General features: G+C 72.3%; 15 protein-coding genes. 5 read left to right on the forward strand and 10 right to left on the reverse strand.

What is annotated here, in order from left to right; genetic code table 11:
* Positions 1-5: 5 nt before the first annotated feature.
* From MILUP08_RS09540 to MILUP08_RS09585, 10 genes are all read right to left on the reverse strand, one after another.
* Positions 6-926 carry a DNA-3-methyladenine glycosylase family protein gene (locus tag MILUP08_RS09540; RefSeq protein WP_007457033.1) on the reverse strand — a complete coding sequence of 307 codons (921 nt, stop codon included), beginning with the start codon at positions 924-926 and terminating at the stop codon, positions 6-8.
* 116 nt (positions 927-1042) lie between these two features.
* Entirely contained in the window at positions 1043-1693 is a 651-nt protein-coding gene (locus tag MILUP08_RS09545) for a COG4315 family predicted lipoprotein (protein WP_007457034.1), read from the reverse strand.
* Positions 1694-1896: 203 nt separating this feature from the next.
* Positions 1897-2679, reverse strand: a complete 783-nt coding sequence (locus MILUP08_RS09550) for an anti-sigma factor family protein (RefSeq protein WP_007457035.1) — start codon at positions 2677-2679, stop codon at positions 1897-1899.
* Complete coding sequence (locus MILUP08_RS09555; RefSeq protein ID WP_007457036.1) at positions 2676-3368, reverse strand: sigma-70 family RNA polymerase sigma factor; 693 nt, start codon at positions 3366-3368, stop codon at positions 2676-2678. The genes MILUP08_RS09550 and MILUP08_RS09555 overlap by 4 nt, the downstream gene beginning before the upstream one ends.
* Positions 3369-3517: 149 nt before the next feature.
* Positions 3518-4375, reverse strand: coding sequence for a spermidine synthase (locus MILUP08_RS09560; RefSeq protein ID WP_007457037.1), 858 nt, complete (start codon positions 4373-4375; stop codon positions 3518-3520).
* Between the two features lie 16 nt (positions 4376-4391).
* Positions 4392-5360: a hypothetical protein gene (locus tag MILUP08_RS09565; protein ID WP_007457038.1), complete on the reverse strand. Its 969-nt coding sequence runs from the start codon at positions 5358-5360 to the stop codon at positions 4392-4394.
* Positions 5357-7831, reverse strand: coding sequence for an AAA family ATPase (locus MILUP08_RS09570; protein ID WP_007457041.1), 2475 nt, complete (start codon positions 7829-7831; stop codon positions 5357-5359). Before MILUP08_RS09570 ends, MILUP08_RS09565 begins: the two co-directional genes overlap by 4 nt.
* Complete coding sequence (locus tag MILUP08_RS09575) at positions 7831-8979, reverse strand: exonuclease SbcCD subunit D (protein ID WP_007457043.1); 1149 nt, start codon at positions 8977-8979, stop codon at positions 7831-7833. Before MILUP08_RS09575 ends, MILUP08_RS09570 begins: the two co-directional genes overlap by 1 nt.
* Positions 8980-8997: 18 nt before the next feature.
* Positions 8998-10758: an ATP-binding protein gene (locus MILUP08_RS09580; RefSeq protein ID WP_007457045.1), complete on the reverse strand. Its 1761-nt coding sequence runs from the start codon at positions 10756-10758 to the stop codon at positions 8998-9000.
* A 148-nt stretch (positions 10759-10906) separates the two neighbouring features.
* On the reverse strand, positions 10907-11653 hold the full coding sequence (locus MILUP08_RS09585; RefSeq protein ID WP_007457047.1) for a pyrimidine reductase family protein: 747 nt from the start codon (positions 11651-11653) through the stop codon (positions 10907-10909).
* Between the two features lie 150 nt (positions 11654-11803).
* On the opposite strand from MILUP08_RS09585, the gene MILUP08_RS09590 reads away from it, so the two are divergent.
* From MILUP08_RS09590 to MILUP08_RS09610, 5 genes are all read left to right on the forward strand, one after another.
* A complete protein-coding gene (locus MILUP08_RS09590; RefSeq protein WP_007457049.1) occupies positions 11804-12349 on the forward strand; it encodes a plasmid pRiA4b ORF-3 family protein in 546 nt (181 codons plus the stop codon).
* A 267-nt stretch (positions 12350-12616) separates the two neighbouring features.
* The gene (locus MILUP08_RS09595; RefSeq protein ID WP_007457051.1) at positions 12617-13927 is read left to right on the forward strand and encodes an ABC transporter substrate-binding protein; all 1311 of its coding nucleotides are present in this window, start codon (positions 12617-12619) and stop codon (positions 13925-13927) included.
* Between the two features lie 112 nt (positions 13928-14039).
* Positions 14040-15026: a carbohydrate ABC transporter permease gene (locus tag MILUP08_RS09600; protein WP_007457053.1), complete on the forward strand. Its 987-nt coding sequence runs from the start codon at positions 14040-14042 to the stop codon at positions 15024-15026.
* Positions 15027-15096: 70 nt separating this feature from the next.
* Positions 15097-15942 (forward strand): carbohydrate ABC transporter permease, encoded by an 846-nt coding sequence (locus tag MILUP08_RS09605; protein ID WP_039905712.1) that lies wholly within the window; start codon positions 15097-15099, stop codon positions 15940-15942.
* Positions 15939-17372: a GH1 family beta-glucosidase gene (locus MILUP08_RS09610; RefSeq protein ID WP_007457057.1), complete on the forward strand. Its 1434-nt coding sequence runs from the start codon at positions 15939-15941 to the stop codon at positions 17370-17372. The genes MILUP08_RS09605 and MILUP08_RS09610 overlap by 4 nt, the downstream gene beginning before the upstream one ends.
* Positions 17373-17452: the final 80 nt, after the last annotated feature.

Genomic DNA, 17452 nt, shown 5'->3' on the forward strand with positions numbered 1-17452 from the left:
TGGCCTCAGAACCGGGCGAACGAGCGGATCGGGGCGCGCGGGCCGTACTTCGGCGCCTGGATTCCGGCCGCCGCCAGCAGCAGACAGACCCGACCCCGGTGCCCCCGGAACGGCTCCAGCAGGGCCAGCATCCGAGCGTCGTCACCCCTCGGTTCCCCGGCGAGCGCCCAGGCCACCGTGTTCGGGATGTGGTAGTCGCCGACGCTCACCGCGTCCGGGTCGCCGTAGGCGATGCGGACCACCTCGGCGGCGGTCCACGGGCCGATGCCCGCGATGGCTGTCAACCGGCGGGTGGCCTCGGTGGCGTCCACGCAGCGCTCCAGCCGGTCGGCGAGCGCGGCGGCGCGGCGCAGCGTGTCGGCCCGGCGCTGCTCCACGCCGAACGGGTGGAACACCCAGTACGGGGTGGCGGCCACCGCGGCGGCCTCGGGCGGCAGCAGCAGCGGTTGCAGCGGGCCGGGCGCCGGCTCCCGGAAGTGCCGCACGGTCGCCGCGTACGCCCGGTACGCCTCCTTGCCGGTGACCTTCTGCTCGAAGACCGCCCGCAGCAGCCGGGGGAAGACCTGCCCGGTGGTGGGCATCCGCAGCCCCCGGTGCTCCCGGGCCAGCCGGGCGACGAGCGGGTGCGCCGCCGCCAGTTCGGCGAAGCCGGTCAGGTCGTCGTGCAGCCCGGCGATCGCGTCGGCGCGGGCCACCACGTGCTCGGCGCCCGGCCCGTACCCCTCGGCCAGCAGCTCACCGCCGGCCGGCCGCAGAGCGAGGGTGGCCGGCCCGTCCGGGGTGCGGGTCGCCCACCAGAAGGTGCTGGCGGCGACGCGCGCACACGGGTCGTACGGGCTGAAGGTCAGGGCGCGGACCGACGCGGCAAGCCGGTACCCGACCGGCGGGTGCAGCACCCGGGTCGCGGCGGGCTCGGTGTCGGTCACCCCGCCACTCTGCCAGGTCGGGGCGCGACCACGGTCACCGCAGGCCCCCGGGTACGACGGTGGCCGGCCGCGCCCTCCCCGGCTGCGACCGGCCACCGTGCGTGGCGTTGTTCCGATCAGTACGAGTAGCCCGAGCCGCCGGAATCGCTCGTCCCGCTGTCCGCCGGCGGGGCGACTGCCTTCGGCGTGGAGGTGGGCAGGCAGGTGAGGTTCTTCTTGCCGTTCTGGTCGACCACGAACCAGGTGCCGCCGACGGCCTGGCCCTTCCACTGGCCGGGCTTCTTGTCACCGATGTAGCGGTACACCGGCCAGCCGCCGATGGTGAGCTGCCGGGTGCCGTCCTGTCGGGTGACACTGCCGACCTTGTCGTCGGAGAGGCCGGTGAGCTGCGGGTTGCCGTCGGTCAACGCCGGCGGCCACACCTGCGCGCACTTGTCGACGCAGTTCGACGCGGGCGGGTCGGCGGTGTCCTTGTCGAAGCGGTACAGGACCCAGCCGTCCTGGTCGGTCACCACGTTGCCCATCCGGGCGATCTTCTTGCCGATCAACTGCTCGGTCAGGTCGACGTCCGCGGGCGGCGGCGCGTCGGCGACCGGCGCCTCCGCGGATGCCGACGCCTCGGGTTCCGCCGACGCGGTGGGTTCGGCCGCGGCGACGGCGACCGGCTCGGCCGCGCTCGAGTTCGCCCCGTCGTAACCCGCGGGAGCGCAGGCCGTTAGTGCGACCATCGCGCTCGCGACGATGACGGTCCGCTTCATCTGTGCCACGTGCCCTCCTCATTCTTGGCAGTTCACCCATAGGTACGGCGGGTGGGCTGTCAAGGTTGAAGTAGTAACAGTGGTCAATTTCACTCGATTGGATTGAACCAATCCGGGCGGCCATCCGTACGCGTCGGCACGGGACCTCGGCGACACAGAAAAATCGGCGCCGGCCATTGGGAAATGACCGGCGCCGAGGATCGTACGCGACCCTACATGGGCACCGTGACCAGCGGGCTGGCCACACCGTTGCCGTCGACCGACTGCACCTGGAGCTGCTTGATGTCACTCGTCAACGCGGACGTCGACGCACTCAGCTCAAGACCCTGCGGACGACTGTTCGTGCCGTACCCGCCGTCGGGCACCGACCACGTCGAAATAACCTCAGTGGTGGCGTTCTTGCGCACCACCACCAGTCGGCAGACTCGTGGGCCGGGCAATTTCCGCAGGCTGAAATTGATGCGGGTGCCGTATTCCCGCTCGACCAGGAACATGGTCGTCTGCACGCCGGTCGTCGGATCGGTGGCGTCGACCTGGTCGCCCTCCTCCTCGGTGCCGCCGACGCCCGGCCCGCTCGGCCGCCCGGTCGGCGCGCTCGTCGGCGGGTCGTTGGCCGCCGCGCTCGTCGTCGGATCGGCGAGAACCCCCGGCGTCTCGTCACCTGCCACGTTCACGAAGCCGTAACCCGTCAGACCACCGAAGACCACCACCGCCGCGGCGGTCGCGAGCAACTGACGAAACCGGGTGCGCCGCCGGTCGGCCCGGACCGCGACCAACGTCCGGTCCAGCAGCGCCGGATCGGTGGCGGTCTGCTCCAACGCCATCATCGTCTCGCCGTCGATGCCGGAGAGCAGCCCGACCACCGGCACCATCGTCTCCAGCTCGGCCGCACACGCCCAGCACGCGGCGAGGTGCTCCTCGAACCGCTCGGTGTCCTGCTCGTCGAGCACGCCGAGCGCGTACGCGGCGACGTCCATGTGGTCTGGCCGGCTCATTCTGTCACCCCCCGCTCCTGCAGAGCCGTGCGCAGCGCGCGCAGCGCGTAGTAGACCCGCGACTTGGCGGTGCCCAGCGGAAGCCCCAACTCCTCGGCAGCCTCCGGCACCGTCCGCCCCCGGAAGTACGTCGCGATCAGGATCTCCCGATGCGACTGACTCAGCGTACGCAGCGCGTCCGCCACCGTCATCGTGCGCAGCACCCGGTCGGTGCTGTCCGCCTCGGCGAACGCGGTCAGGTCCCGGTCGTACGTCTCCGGCGGCCGGGCCTCCTGGCTGCGGTGCTCGTCGATGGCGATCCGGCGGGCCACCGTGACCAGCCACGGCCGCAGCGAGCCCTGCCCCTGCGCGCCGAGGCGGTGCGCGTTGCGCCAGGCCCGCAGCAGCGTCTCCTGCACGATGTCCTCCGCGCGCTGCCGGTCCCCCCCGGTGAGCCGCATGACGAACATCAGCAACGGGCCGGCGTGCTCCGCGTAGAGCAGCCGGATCAACTGGTCGGAGTGGTTCGCCTCGGTTGTCGTCGCCTGGTGGCGCCCGGGCGCCGGTCGGGGCGTCACCGGACCATTTTGGCGAGACGTGGCTCGGGCGTCGACCCCCCGGGCAGACGAGGTCGGCCGCGACGACGACCGCGCGGACAACCAGTCTGCGCGAACCGCGTCGCCGTGCCAACCGGCCGCCACCGCATGCATGCAGACCTCCGGGATGTCCGTTACCAACGCCGCCCCCACAAGGCGGGCCGCCCGGTGGTACGCAGCGCCGCCCCGAGCGGATCAACAAACCGCGAAAAAAAGTTCGACGGCGCGGTCGGCGGGCCGGCCGGCGGACGCCGGTGGGCCGGTCAGCGGCGGACGGAGAACAGCCCCGGCGGCGGCGGATCCGAGCCGGTGGCGTCCGCGTCGCGCACCACCGCCGCGCCACCGACGAAGCGGTCCAGCTCGTCGCCGGCCACCACCCGGCCGGGGAACCAGTCCCCGGCCGCCCGCCGCGTCAACGCCGGCACCGGGGGAGTCGTCCGCCCGGCGACCAGCACCAGATTGCCGTACCGGCGACCGCGCAGCACCGCCGCGTCACCGACCAGGCACGCCTGGGGCAGCACCGAGCGGATCGTGGCGACCTGGCCGCGGGCGTACCGCAGTGGCGGACCGTCGGCCAGGTTCGCCAGCAACCAGCCCGCCGGGCGGAGCACCCGGGCCACCTCGGCGGCGTACTCCACCGACGTGAGGTGCGCCGGGGTGCGGGCGCCGGCGAAGACGTCGGCGACCACCACGTCGTAGCTGGCGTCCCGGGTGGAGGCCAGCACGGCCCGCGCGTCCTGTACGCGGACCCGCAGCCGCGCGTCCGCCGGCCAGGGCAACGCGCGGCGCACCAGCTCCACCAGCGCACCGTCCACCTCGGACACCCGCTGCGTGGACCCGGGCCGGGTGGCGGACACGTAGCGGGGCAGGGTCAGCGCGCCACCGCCGAGGTGCAGCACCCGCAGTGGCTCACCGGACGGCGCGACCAGGTCCAGTGCGGCGCCCAGCCGCCGGACGTACTCGAACTCCAGATGCGTGGGGTCGGTCAGGTCGACGTGCGACTGCGGCGCCCCGTCCAACAGCAGCGTCCACGAACCGGCCCGGTCCGGCGACGGCACCAGCTCGGCCCGCCCGGTGTCCACCTGCTCGACCACCCGGTCGTCCGCTCGTTTGCGCCCCACCGCGACCCGTCCCCGCTCAGCGGCCGACGCGGGCCGCGGTGGTCAACGCGCGGTGCAGCAGACGGGAGTCGCCGAGCAGCGCCCGCAGGCGACGCTCCAGACCGGCGATCGGGACGAGGTTCTGCGGCGCCCGTGGATCCTTGTACGGAGTCGACGCGAACCGGGGCAGCGTGACAAGCGACAGGTCGGCCAGGTCGATCGCCGCCTCGACGGGCAGGTCGGCGGAGCACTCCACCCGGACGATCCCGGCCCACGGCGCACCCGCGACCACGGGCAGCCGCAAATACCACGACCAGCCACCCCAGGCCGTGCCGAGCCGGAACACCGGTGACCGCTCACCGGACGCCAGGCCGGTCACCACCGCCGTCAGCCGGGCGTCCAGGTACTGGCTGTGCTGGGTCTTGATGTAGCCGAGCGTGCGCGGCAACTGGCGGCGGCTGCGCAACGGGCCGTCCACCACCAACAGGTCACCGTCGACCCGGGCCGCGTCGGACACCGCCACCTCCAGCGCGGTCAACGGGCCCTGCACGGCCGCCGGCAGCTTCGCCAGCTCGCCGGTGCCGCCTACCCGGTGCACCGGGTAGCGGATCGAACCCGCCACCACGTCCTGCGCCGACGGACTGGCCGTGAACAGACCCCGGCCCACCCGCGTACCCGCCAACTGGGCCGCACCCCGGCCGAGGTCGCAGCGGACCACCCCGGCCGCGTACGAGGCCGCCACACCGGGAAACGACCCGCCGTCCGCCTCGGCCGTCCAGATGCTCGCGTCGATCCGGCGAACCCCGTCGACAAGCAGCACCACGTCCGGGGCCCGCACGTCCGCGCGTACCCCGATCGCCCGCCAGTCGACGGCCGGCAGCTCCACGTCGGCGTCGACCTGCGCGCTGCTCGGCGCCGCCGGCCCGGACGCGGACGCCTCGAACGACGCCCCGTACGCCGGATCCCACGAGTCGACGAAGAACGCGGCGTCGCCCGGCACGCTCACCGGCCCGTCCGTTCGACGCGCGCCGAGCGGGCATCCTTGCGCACCTCGAAGCGGACCGGGATCCGCTCGGCCAGCGCCGAGACGTGGGTGACCACGCCGACCATCCGGTCACCCCGGGCCGCCAGGTTCTCCAGGGTCGCGGCCACCGTGTCCAGCGTGGCCGCGTCCAACGTGCCGAAACCCTCGTCCAGGACTATCGACTCCAGACTCGCCGCCGTCGTCGACATGCCGGCGAGCTGCTCGGAGAGCGCCAGCGCCAACGCCAGCGACGCCTGGAACGTCTCACCACCGGAGAGGGTGCGCACGCCCCGGCGCAGCCCGGCGTCGTGGTGGTCGACAACGAAGAACTCACCCTTGTCGTGCACCAGCTCGTACTGCCCCGAGGACAGCTCCCGCAGGATGCCCGACGCGCCGTCGACAAGCAGGTCCAACGCCTCGGCCAGCAGCCACCGCTCGAAGTTGTTGGCCCGCAGGTGCCCGGCCAGCGCCCGCGCCACCTGCGCCTCGCGCTCGTGCCCGGCCCGCTGCTCGCGCAACGTACCGGCCTGCTCGCGGCGCTCGGCCAGCCGGCGGCGGTCGGCCTCGGCCCGCTCCACCGCCACGGTCGCGGCGTGCACCGGGTCGTCGCCGACCGGCACGTCGGCGGCGGCGAAGATGTCGGCGATCCGCCGCTGCACCGCGTCGGCCGCCTCCTCCGCCTCGGCGACGACCGTGGCCCGGCCGGCCCGGTCGGCGCGGCGGCGCTCGACCTCGGCCGTCGCCCAGTCGGTGAGCGCCGCCCACGAGGCCGCGACGTCGTCCCGGTCGGCCGCGGGCGGACCGAACCGCGCCAGCCCGTCGCGCGCGGTGTCGAAGCCCCGCCAGGCCGCCCGCAACCGCTCCTCGGCCGCGTCCACACCCGCGCGCGCCTGACGGGCGCTGTCCCGGCCGGCCCGCACGGCGGTCGCCGCCTCCTCCAGGGCGCGTCGCAGCCGGGCGTGCTCGGCCAACTCCCGGCGCAGCACCGCCGGCTCGGCCGCGCCCGCGAGCTGCCCGCCCAGCTCGGCCANCCGGGCGTCCACCTGCTCCTGCCGGGCGTGGGCCTGCACCAGCAGCCGTTCCAGGTCACGGGCTGCGGCATCGCGCTGCTGCACCGCCGCCTGCGCCGCCTTGGTGGCGGCGCGCGCCGCCTTGCCGGCGGCCGTCGCGGCGGCCACCGCCGAATCCGCCGGGACCGCCGGCACCTCGGCCACCGGGTGCTCGCATACCGGGCAGGGCGCGCCGGGGTGCAGGTGCACCCGCAGGCTCACCGCCAGGTCGGTGGCCTTGGCCTCCTCGTGCGCCCGGAAGGCCGCCTCCAACTCGGCGTCGGCCCGCTCGGCGTCCACCCGGGCCGCGGCCAGCGCCGCCACCGCCGTCGCGTGCTCCTCGTCCGCCGCGCGCACGGCCGCGCGGACCGTGTCGGCCTCGCCGGTCAGTCGATCCCGGTCGTCGTACGCCCGCAGTTGCAGGCGCAACGCGCTCTCGTCACCGGCGCCGGCCAGCTCACCGCGCAGCTTCTCCTCCCGCTCCTCGGCCAGCGACACCGTCGTGGCCGCCGCGTCGGCCTCGGCCCGCGCCGCCGTCACCGCGCGGGCCACCTCGGCCACCCCACGCGGGGCACGCACCCCGGACAGCACACCCAACTCGTCGTCGAGCGCGGTCAGCGCGGCCGCCGCCTCCCGCGCGCGTGCCCGGGCCGCGGCCAGCTCCGGTACGGCCCCGGTCACCGCCTCGGCCAGCTCGACCATCCGGCCCACCCGGGCGTCGGCCTCGGCCAACGCCTCGTCGTCCACCCCGGTCAGACCGGCGAGCACCTGGTCGACCGCGTCCAGCCGGGCCTCCGCCTGCGCGGCGCGCGCCGTCGCCCGCTTCTGCACGTCCTCGTAGACACCGAGGCCGAGCAGGTTGACCAGGATCTGCTGCCGGGTCGCCGGCTTGGCGTGCAGGAAGTCGGCGAACTGCCCCTGCGGCAGCACCACGCAGCTGGTGAACTGCTCGTACGGCAGCCCGACCGCCTCCAGCACCGCCTGCTCCATCTCGGCGGGCGTCCCGGCGATCACCTCGCCGAGGTCGTCCGGGCTCAACCCGGTGTCGAGCTTGGTCACGTCGAAGCCGGCCGGCATCACCTGCAACCCGGCGTTCGCGGTCTTCACGTTGCCCCGGCCGTCGCGGCGCACCACCCGGGTCGCCACGTACCGGGCGCCGCCGGACTCGAAGACCAGCCGGACCCGGGCCTCGGTCGCCGACGGCGCCAGCGCGTTGGCCAGGCCCCGGGTGCCGCCCCAGCGGGGCACCGTGCCGTAGAGGGCGAAACAGATGGCGTCCAGCACTGTGGACTTGCCCGAGCCGGTGGGGCCGATCAGCGCGAAGAAGTCGGCGTCGGTGAAGTCGACTGTCGTCTCGTCCCGGAAGACGGTGAAACCGGCCATGTCCAACCGCATCGGCCGCATCAGTGCTCGACCTCCTCGAAGAGCTCGTCGAAGAGGTCCCGTACGCCCTCGTCGGCGTGGCCCCGGCTGTCCAGGTAGTCGCCGAACAGTTCCCGGGGTGAACGCCCCGACCGCTGCGCGATGCGCGCGCCGCTGCCCGGCGCGGCGAGCAGCTCCGGGTCGATCCGGATCTCCAGCGCCCGGGGGAGCAGCTCCTGGATCTCCTCGCGCAGGCCGGCGCGGGGCTGCTCCCGGACGAACACGCGCAGCCAGGCGTCCGGCGCCTCGATCTCGGCGAGCTGGGCCAGGGTGCCGCGCACCGTCCGCAGCGCGCTCGCGGCGGTCACCGGCACCTCCCGCACCCGGGCGGCCGTGCTCGCGGTCACCTCGACCACCGTCACCGAGGGCACGTTCTCCTGTTCGCCGAAGTCGACGGCGAGCGGGCTGCCGCTGTAGCGCACCGGGCACGGGCCGGCGACCTGCTGCGCCCGGTGCAGGTGGCCCAGCGCCACGTAGTGGGCGGTCGCGGGGAAGACGGTGGCCGGCACCGCGTAGCCGAGCACCGTGTGCGCGTCCCGCTCACCGCCACCTGCCGCCGCGCCGGTCACCGTCAGGTGCGCGGTGACCAGGTGCACCCGGTCCGGCTCGGCGAAGCCCTCGGTGAGGCGGCCCAGCACGCGGCCCAGGTGGTCGGCGTACGTCTGGTTGGCCTCCGCGGCGGTCAGCTCGTACATCTCCAGCGCGCGGATCGCGTACCGCTGGGACAGGAACGGCAGCGCGGCCAGCTGCCACCGTTCCCCGCCGGCCGTGGTGCCGTCGATGACGTGCTCCGCCGGGTTTTCCCGCACGCCGCCGCGCAGCGTGATGCCGGCGGCCTCGGCCCACGGCCGCAGAGCGTCCAGCGCCGGGCCGTTGTCGTGGTTGCCGCCGATCGCGACCACGTCCGCGCCGGTGCGACGCAGCGCGGTCAACGCCCGGGTGACCAGCCGGGTCGCCTCCGAGGTCGGCGCGGCCGTGTCGTAGAGGTCACCGGCGACGATCACCAGATCCGGCTGTTCGGCACGGGCGATGTCGATCACCCCTGCCAGTACGGCCTTGTGCTCCTCGGCCCGGGACTGCCCCTTGAGCACCTTGCCCACGTGCCAGTCGGAGGTGTGCAGGATCTTCACAGTTGCACCGGCCCCTACCTAGAACGGGATGTCGTCGTCGGTGCCGCCGCCGGAGCCCACCACGGCGAACGGGTCGGCGGACTGGGTGATCGAGCGCAGCGTCTCCGAGGGGGCGCGGCCCGCCTCGGAAACCCGGGTGGCCCACGCCGGGAACGGGAACTCCAGGCAGAGCGGCACCGGGATGTCCGGCTGGTTGACGAACATGGTGCCCGGCTTGGCGAGCAGCGCCCGCTGCCGCTGCGCCGGCGGCAGGAAACCGTACTCCGGACGGGACGCCTCGGCCGGGTCGAGCCGGCCGACCACCCGGATCGCCGAGTTGGTGACGATGCGCCGCTCCACCTCGCTCGCCGTCTGCTGGGCGCCGATCAGGATGACCCCGAGCGACCGCCCACGCTCGGCGATGTCGAGCAGCACCTCCTTGATGGGGGAGGAGCCCTCCCGGGGCGCGTACTTGTTGAGCTCGTCGAGGACGACGAACAGCAGCGGCTTGGCCGTGCCGGACTTCTCCTTGCGCTCGAACTCGCTCTTGAGCGTCACACCGACCACGAACCGCTGGGCCCGGTCCGGAAGGTTGTGCAGGTCCACCACCGTGACCTGGGCCGACTCGCTCGTGTTGATCGAGTGCGGGCGACGGGTCGCCAGGTCGCCACGGATCAGCCGGGCCAGGTCCTTCTTGCTGCCGATCAGCCGGCGGGCGAACGCGTTGACGGTGCCCAGGCCGACCGCGCTGCCCGCCCAGTCGGAGCGGGTCTCGTCGTCGTTGAGCGCATCGACGATGTGGTCGACCAGGTCGCCGTAGGAGCCCAGCCGGACCCCGTCGATGCTGACCCCGCCGTCGGCGGGCTGGGCGTGGCGGGCCAGGTGCGCGGTGACCGAGTGCACGACCATCGTGTACTGCTGGCGCTCGTCGTCGGCGTCGGCGAAGACGTACGGCAGCAGGCGGTCGGCGCAGAACTCGCTGAGCGTCCAGTAGAAGGCGTCCACCCCGGTGAGCCGGCTGCTCACGTCCGGTGTGCCGGCCGCGTCGCCGACCCGCGGCGGGGCGTACACCCGCACGTCGGGGAAGGCGCCGGCGCTCAGGCCCAGCTTCGCGTACGCCGCCCGGGTCGGCTCGTCGAGGCGCAGGTTGGGGTGGTCGAGGAACAGCAGGTCCTCGCCCTTGACGTTGAAGATCAGCGCCTTGGCGTTCACCGCGTCGCCGCCCAGGACGCCGGAGCGGAAGACCGAGTAGAGCAGGAACGTGGCGAAGCTCGTCTTGGTGGCCACCCCGGAGATGCCGGAGATGGAGACGTGCGCGCCCCGGCTGCCGTCGAGGAAGTCGGCGTTCAGGTAGACCGGAACCCCGTCGCGGCCCATGCCCATCGGGATACGCCGCTCCATCCGGTCGAAGTGCAGCGCGCGGGCCCGCGCGTCGCCCTCGGCCCGGTGCACCACCGCCCCCGGCGTCGGCGGCACGTAGAACTCCGGGTCGACCCGGGTGGTGGTCACCTCGGCCGCCTCCTGCACCTGCGCGGGCAGCGTGCCGTCGGCGATGGCGAACACGTCGGAGTCGAACTGGGCGCCCTCGTGCCGAGCGCGGACCTGGGTGACCACCCCGGCGATCGTCACCGGCTCCCGGTCGGGCAGCTCGCGGCGGGTGACCACCACGTCGTCGAGCTGGAGGTAGCTGCCGGGCGCCACGGCCGTCCAGAACTGCAACGGGGTGGCGTCGGCGGTGCCGAGCACCCGGCCGACCGGCTGGCCCGGGCCGTCCAGGCCGTCGTGGTCGACGTCGGTCATCGGGCGGGGTGGGTCGGTCGGGCAACGCGGTCGGGGCACATGCCCGTCATCCTGCCCGAGGAGTACGACAGGTCGCCACGCGACGCGGCGGAGGACACGATGCCCGGTCACACTCGCGACGCTGGGTGTGTGACCGGGCGACGGTTCGTCACCCGCGGGCGTGGCGGAGCATGAGGACGCCGTCGTCGGCGGCGAGCACGTGCCGCAGCGGCAGGTGCCGGGGCGCGCCGGCGTCGCCGGCGGTGATCCGGCCCGCGCCGGGGCCGGCGAGCAGCGGCGCGACGGTGAGGCACAGCTCGTCCACCAGGTCGGCGGCGGTGAGCGCGCCGAGCAGGTGCGGGCCGCCCTCGCAGAGCAGTTGGGTCAGCCCGCGCCGGTGCAGCTCGGCGAGGCCGGCGGCGAGGTCGACCCGGTCGGTCCCGCAGCGCAGCAGGTCGGCGACGTCGGTCAGGCCGGGCGGCGGGTCGGCGTCGGCGCGGGTGAGCACGATCGGCCGGACCGGGGCGTCGGCGAAGGCGGCCTGCGCCGGGTCCAGGTCGAGAGAGCCGGAGACGACCACCAGAGTCGGGTACGCGGCCACCCCGTTCGCCCGACGCCAGGCGCGTCGGCCCTCGTCGAGGCGGACCGCCCGGTACCCCTCGTGGCGCAGGGTGCCGGCGGCCACCACCAGGGCGTCGCAGAGCATCCGCAGCAGGCCGAAGACCCGCTTGTCCGGCTCGCCGGACAGGCCGGCGGAGTAGCCGCCCACACTTACCGCGCCGTCCAGGCTGGCGACGAAGTTGACCCGCAGCCGGGGCTGGTCGCCGCGGCGGTAGAGCGCGGTGAGCGCGGCGTCGTCGAGCGGCTCGGTGGACGGCTCGGGCCAGAGCCGCCGGATCGGGATTCCGACCGTCATTCGCCGGCCGGACCGGTGACCGGAGGGGTCGGTTCGGCGGTACGGTGCTGGCAGTCGCACCAGTTCCGGCCCGGGCAGTCGTCGTGCCGCCGGGCCCGGCACGCTCGGCAGATCATGCTCGCAGCCTAAGCCGCCGGAGGACAGGACAGCATGCCGCGTCAGATCTTCCAGTTGAAGATGTCCCTCGCCGGCGTACGTCCGCCGGTGTGGCGTCGGGTGCTCGTCCCGGCCGGCTACACGCTGGACCGGCTGCACCGGGTCGCCCAGCACGCCATGGGCTGGCGGGACTGCCACCTGCACTCGTTCGAGATCGACGCGGTGGCGTACGGCGAGCCGGACCCGGACGGGGGTCTGGCGCTGCACGACGAGCTGGACGTCCGGCTGGACGCGGTGCTCGGCAAGGGCAGCAGGTTCTCCTACACCTACGACTTCGGTGACTGGTGGGAGCACGACCTGGTCGTGGAGGACGCGCTGACCGCCGACCACGACGAGCGGTACCCGATCTGCCTGGACGGCGAAATGGCCTGCCCCCCGGAGGGCATCGGTGGGCCGCCCGGCTACCAGGCCCTGCTCGCGGCGCTTGCCGATCCGACCCGTCCGGAGTCCGCCGTGCTGCGGGGCTGGGCCGGCGACGCGTTCGACCCGACGTTCTTCGATCCGACCGTCGCCACCACGCTGCTGCGCCGCTTCTGCTGACCCCGCCTGGGCGTACGAGCCGACGTTTGTCACCTCGCGTGCCGGTCCGAAACAGGGCGGTAACGATCTGGGAACGCTCCCAATGGTCTATTGACACCCTGGTAGCGCCCCGGCAATCTCATGGGAGCGCTCCCGGGGGAGTGGCCGAAGTCTCCTTCACAGTTCTCCCCAGATCGCCCACGACCACCGGTCCGGCGACGGCAGGGGCGCTGCAGCACCCCCCACCACGCACGACACACCAAGCCTCACCACTTGAGAGGGGTCAGGATGAGCGTCACCTCACGTCGCCGCTTTGCGGCGATCGCGCTCGCGTCCGTCGCCGTACTCGCCTCGGCGACCGCCTGCGGCGGCGACGACTCGTCGTCCGACAAGGACGGCGGCAAGGTCACTCTGGTCGTCGACGTCTTCGGCGACCAGGGCTTCGGATACGAAGATCTTTACAAGCAGTACCAGACGGAGCACCCGAACGTCACCATCCAGGAGCGCGGCAAGGGCCTCGGTCTGGGTGACTACAACACCCGGCTCACGCAGCAGATCACCGCGGGCGCGGGCGCCGGCGACGTCGTCGCCCTCGAAGAGGGCACGATCGTGCAGTTCTTCGCGCAGGCCGACAAGTTCGTGAACCTGGCCGACCACGGCGCCAACGACCTCAAGGGCAACTTCCTGCCGTGGAAGTGGGAGGGTGGCCTCACGCCGGACGGCAAGGTGCTCGGTCTCGGCACCGACGTCGGCGGCATGGCCGTCTGCTACCGCAGCGACCTCTTCAAGGCCGCCGGTCTGCCGACCGACCGCGAGCAGGTCGGCGCCCTCTGGCCGACGTGGGACGCCTTCATCGAGCAGGGCAAGAAGTTCACGGCCGCCGACTCGAAGCACAAGTTCGTCGACTCGGCCACCAACTTCTACAACATCGTGCTGATGCAGACGGCGGGCGCCGGCAACGGCTACACCTACTTCGACAAGAGCAACAAGCTCGTCGTCGGCGAGAACCAGGACGTGCAGGCCGCGTTCCAGCAGACCACCAAGATGATCAGCGCGGGTCTGTCGAACAACCTGCGCAGCTTCTCCAACGAGTGGAACGCCGGCTTCAAGAACGGCAGCTTCGCCACGATCGGCTGCCCGGCGTGGATGACCGGTGTCATCAAGGGTCAGGCCGGTGACGCGGCGGCCGGCAAGTGGGACGTCGCCAAGGCGCCGGGCAACGGCGGCAACTGGGGCGGTTCCTGGCTGGCCGTGCCGAAGTCCAGCAAGCACCAGAAGGAAGCCGCCGAGCTGGCCAAGTACCTGACGACCGCCAAGAGCCAGACCGAGGCGTTCAAGAAGGTCGGTAACCTGCCCTCGTCGCCGCAGGCGCTCAACGACCCGGCAGTGCTCTCCGCCACCAACGACTACTTCAGCAAGGCGCCGATCGGCAAGATCTTCGCCGCCGGCGCGAGCGAGCTGAAGCCGGTCTACCTCGGCCCGAAGAACCAGGCGGTCCGGGACGCGGTCGAGAACGCGCTGCGCAGCATCGAGCAGGGCAAGGCCGCTGACGCCGCTTGGCAGGACGCGGTGAAGAACGGCCAGGCCGCAGGCAAGTAACGGCTGTGACGCGCTCACGGGTGGTGCCGGACTCCGGCACCACCCGTGAACCCGCGTCGGAACGCCCTGCCGCGGCGCCCGCGACGGTGCCGCCGAGTGTGAAGGAACGCTCATGAGCTCCCTGAAGACCCCCGCGCCACCGGGTGCGTCGGCCCGCCGGTCGCGCCCCGCCCCGCGGCACTCACCGGCGCGCCGCCGGCAGCTGAACCGGCTGGACCTGCGCGTCACCCCGTACGTCTTCGTCCTGCCGTTCTTCGTGCTCTTCGCGATCTTCGGCGTCTACCCGATCGTCTACACGTTCTGGATCGCGATGACCGACAGGTCACCGATGAACGCGACGATCAGCTTCGTCGGGCTGGACAACTTCGTCGAGCTGTTCACGAACGATCCGCAGTTCTGGAACGCGGTGGTGAACACCTTCGGGATGTTCGCGCTCTCCACCATCCCGCAGCTCGTCATCGCCCTGCTGCTGGCGAACGCGCTGAACCGGCGCATCCGCGGCCAGATGTTCTTCCGGTTGGCCATCGCGATGCCGATCATCACCTCGACCGCCGTGGTGGCGCTCATCTTCTCGATGATCTACGCCCGCGAGTTCGGCCTGATGAACTGGCTGCTCGACCTGGTCGGCGTCGGCCCGATCGACTGGCGGGCCAACCGCTTCGCCTCCTGGTTCGCCATCGCGACGATGGTCGACTGGCGGTGGGTGGGTTACAACGCGCTGATCTACCTCGCGGCGATGCAGTCGATCAACAAGGACGTGTACGAGGCCGCCGCCCTGGACGGGGCCTCCCAGCGCCGGCAGTTCTGGTCGATCACCATCCCCCAGCTGCGTCCCACAATCATCTTCACGCTGATCATCTCGACCATCGGCGGTCTGCAGCTCTTCACCGAGCCGCTCATGTTCACCAGCGGCTCGGGCGCACTCTCCGGTGGCACGGAGGGGCAGTTCCAGACGATCACGATGTACCTGCTGGACGTCATGAACCAGCGGTTCCGGTGGGGATACGCGGGCGCCGTCGCGCTTGTGCTCTTCCTGCTGATCGCGTCCGTCTCGTTCCTCAACTACCTGCTGGCCCGCCGAATCAGCTCCGACAAGTGAGGGTGGCCCACCCATGACCAGTACCACTCTGCGACCGCCGGCGGTCCAGCCACCTGCCAGTCGCCCCGGCATGCGCCACCGGGCGGAGAAGCTCTGGACGGCCAGTCCGCTCACCTGGTTCGGCCTCGTCCTCGGCGTGATCCTGTCGCTCTTCCCGTTCTACTGGATGATCGTCATCGCCTCGCGGACCAGCGACGCCGCGAACTCCTGGCCGCCGCCGTTCCTGCCGGGCGGCAAGCTGGGCGAGAACATCCAGCGGGTGCTCGACAACGGTGACGCCAACATCGTCAAGGGCCTGCTGAACTCGTTCCTGGTGTCGGGCACGATCACGGTGGCTACCGTGTTCTTCGGCTCGCTCGCCGGGTTCGCGTTCGCGAAACTGCGTTTCCGCGGCAAGAACGCGCTGTTGCTGATCATCCTGGCCTCGATGATGATTCCCATTCAGCTCGGCGTGCTGCCGCTGTACATCCTGATGGCGAAGCTGGAATGGCTGAACACCATGCCGTCGGTGACCGTGCCGTTCCTGATCGGCGGGTTCGGCATCTTCATGATGCGCCAGTACGCCGAACAGGCCGTGCCCAACGAGCTCATCGAGGCGGCCCGGGTCGACGGCTGCTCCACCTGGCGCGTCTACTGGCACGTGGTCGTGCCGGCGCTGCGACCCGCGGCGGCCGTGCTCGGACTGCTCACCTTCATGGAGCAGTGGAACCAGTTCTTCTGGCCATTCGTGGTGCTCGCCGACCCGGCCAATCCGACCGTGCAGATCTCACTGCGCAGTCTGAACACCGCGTACTTCGCGGACAATTCTCAGATCTTCGCGGGTACGCTCATCGCGACCCTTCCGTTGTTCATCGTGTTCGTTCTGTTCGGCCGCCAGATCATTGGCGGGATCATGGAAGGTGCCGTCAAGTCGTGAGCAACCCCGCCAGCCCACCCGCCGTCGACGTCCTCGACGAGCGCCCCGGGCTGACCTTCCCACCCGCCTTCCTGTGGGGCGCCGCGACCGCGGCTTACCAGATCGAGGGGGCGGCGGCCGAGGGCGCCCGCACCCCGTCGATCTGGGACACCTTCAGCCACACCGAGGGTCGGGTGGTCAACGGACACACCGGTGACGTGGCCTGCGACCACTACCACCGGCTCCGTGACGACGTCGCGTTGATGGCCGAGCTGGGCCTGAAGTCGTACCGTTTCTCGGTCTCCTGGCCCCGGGTGCAGCCCGGCGGCTCGGGCGCGGCCAACCCGCAGGGTCTGGACTTCTACAGTCGTCTGGTCGACGAGCTGCTGGCCCACGACATCGAGCCGTGGCTCACCCTCTACCACTGGGACCTGCCGCAGGAGCTGGAGGACGCCGGCGGCTGGCCGTCGCGGGACACCGCGGCGCGCTTCGCCGACTACACCACGCTCGTCGCCGACGCCCTCGGCGACCGGGTGCGCTACTGGACGACGCTCAACGAGCCCTGGTGCTCGGCGTTCCTCGGGTACGGCTCCGGCGTGCACGCCCCGGGCCGGTCGAACGGCGCGGACGCGGTCCGCGCCGGGCACCACCTGATGCTCGGGCACGGCCTGGCCGTGCAGGCGCTGCGGGCCGCCCGACCCACCGCCGAGGTGGGCGTGACAGTCAACCTGTACCCGGTCGACCCGGCCAGCGACGCTCCCGCAGACATCGACGCGGCCCGGCGTATCGACGGGCTGGCCAACCGCTTCTTCCTCGACCCGCTGCTGCGCGGGTCGTACCCGGCGGACCTGGTGGCCGACCTGCGCACGGTGACCGACTTCGACCACGTACGAGACGGCGACCTGGCGACCATCGCCACGCCGCTGGACGTGGTCGGGATCAACTACTACAGCCGGCACGTGGTCGCCGCGCCGGTCGAGGCCGCCGAGCCCGAGCCGTCCTGGCGGGAACCGTCCTGCTGGCCGGGCAGTGAGGACGTCCGCTTCGTCAGCCGGGGCTTCCCGGTCACCGACATGGACTGGGAGATCGACGCCCCGGGTCTGGTCGAGACGCTGCGGCGGGTGCACGAGGAGTACACCGACCTGCCCCTGTACGTCACCGAGAACGGCTCCGCGTTCGTCGACACGGTCGTCGACGGGCAGGTCGACGACGTTGACCGGCTGGCCTACTTCGACGCCCACCTGCGTGCCTGCCACGAGGCGATCGACGCGGGCGTGCCCCTGCGGGGATACTTCGCCTGGTCACTGATGGATAATTTCGAGTGGGCCTGGGGTTACACCAAGCGCTTCGGCATGATCCACGTCGACTACGACAGCCAGCTTCGCATTCCCAAGTCCAGCGCCAGGTGGTACGCCTCGGTGATCCGACGCAACGGTCTGGCCGCACAATAGGCTCGGGCCAGCCATCAGGGCGGTCCTGGTGTCCACCTTTCGCTGGTGGCGCCAGGCCCGCCCGCCGTCGGAGGAGCAGA

The sequence above is a fragment of the Micromonospora lupini str. Lupac 08 genome (assembly GCF_000297395.2).
In the GTDB taxonomy this organism is placed as follows: Bacteria; Actinomycetota; Actinomycetes; order Mycobacteriales; family Micromonosporaceae; genus Micromonospora; species Micromonospora lupini.

Excerpts from the sequence above, each read along its gene's own strand:
- MILUP08_RS09580 (WP_007457045.1), bottom strand. The coding sequence starts at position 10,758 with ATGACCGACGTCGACCACGACGGCCTGGACGGCCCGGGCCAGCCGGTC.
- MILUP08_RS09595 (WP_007457051.1), top strand. The coding sequence starts at position 12,617 with ATGAGCGTCACCTCACGTCGCCGCTTTGCGGCGATCGCGCTCGCGTCC.
- MILUP08_RS09550 (WP_007457035.1), bottom strand. The coding sequence starts at position 2,679 with ATGAGCCGGCCAGACCACATGGACGTCGCCGCGTACGCGCTCGGCGTG.
- MILUP08_RS09600 (WP_007457053.1), top strand. The coding sequence starts at position 14,040 with ATGAGCTCCCTGAAGACCCCCGCGCCACCGGGTGCGTCGGCCCGCCGG.
- MILUP08_RS09555 (WP_007457036.1), bottom strand. The coding sequence starts at position 3,368 with ATGCATGCGGTGGCGGCCGGTTGGCACGGCGACGCGGTTCGCGCAGAC.
- MILUP08_RS09585 (WP_007457047.1), bottom strand. The coding sequence starts at position 11,653 with ATGACGGTCGGAATCCCGATCCGGCGGCTCTGGCCCGAGCCGTCCACC.
- MILUP08_RS09605 (WP_039905712.1), top strand. The coding sequence starts at position 15,097 with ATGCGCCACCGGGCGGAGAAGCTCTGGACGGCCAGTCCGCTCACCTGG.
- MILUP08_RS09590 (WP_007457049.1), top strand. The coding sequence starts at position 11,804 with ATGCCGCGTCAGATCTTCCAGTTGAAGATGTCCCTCGCCGGCGTACGT.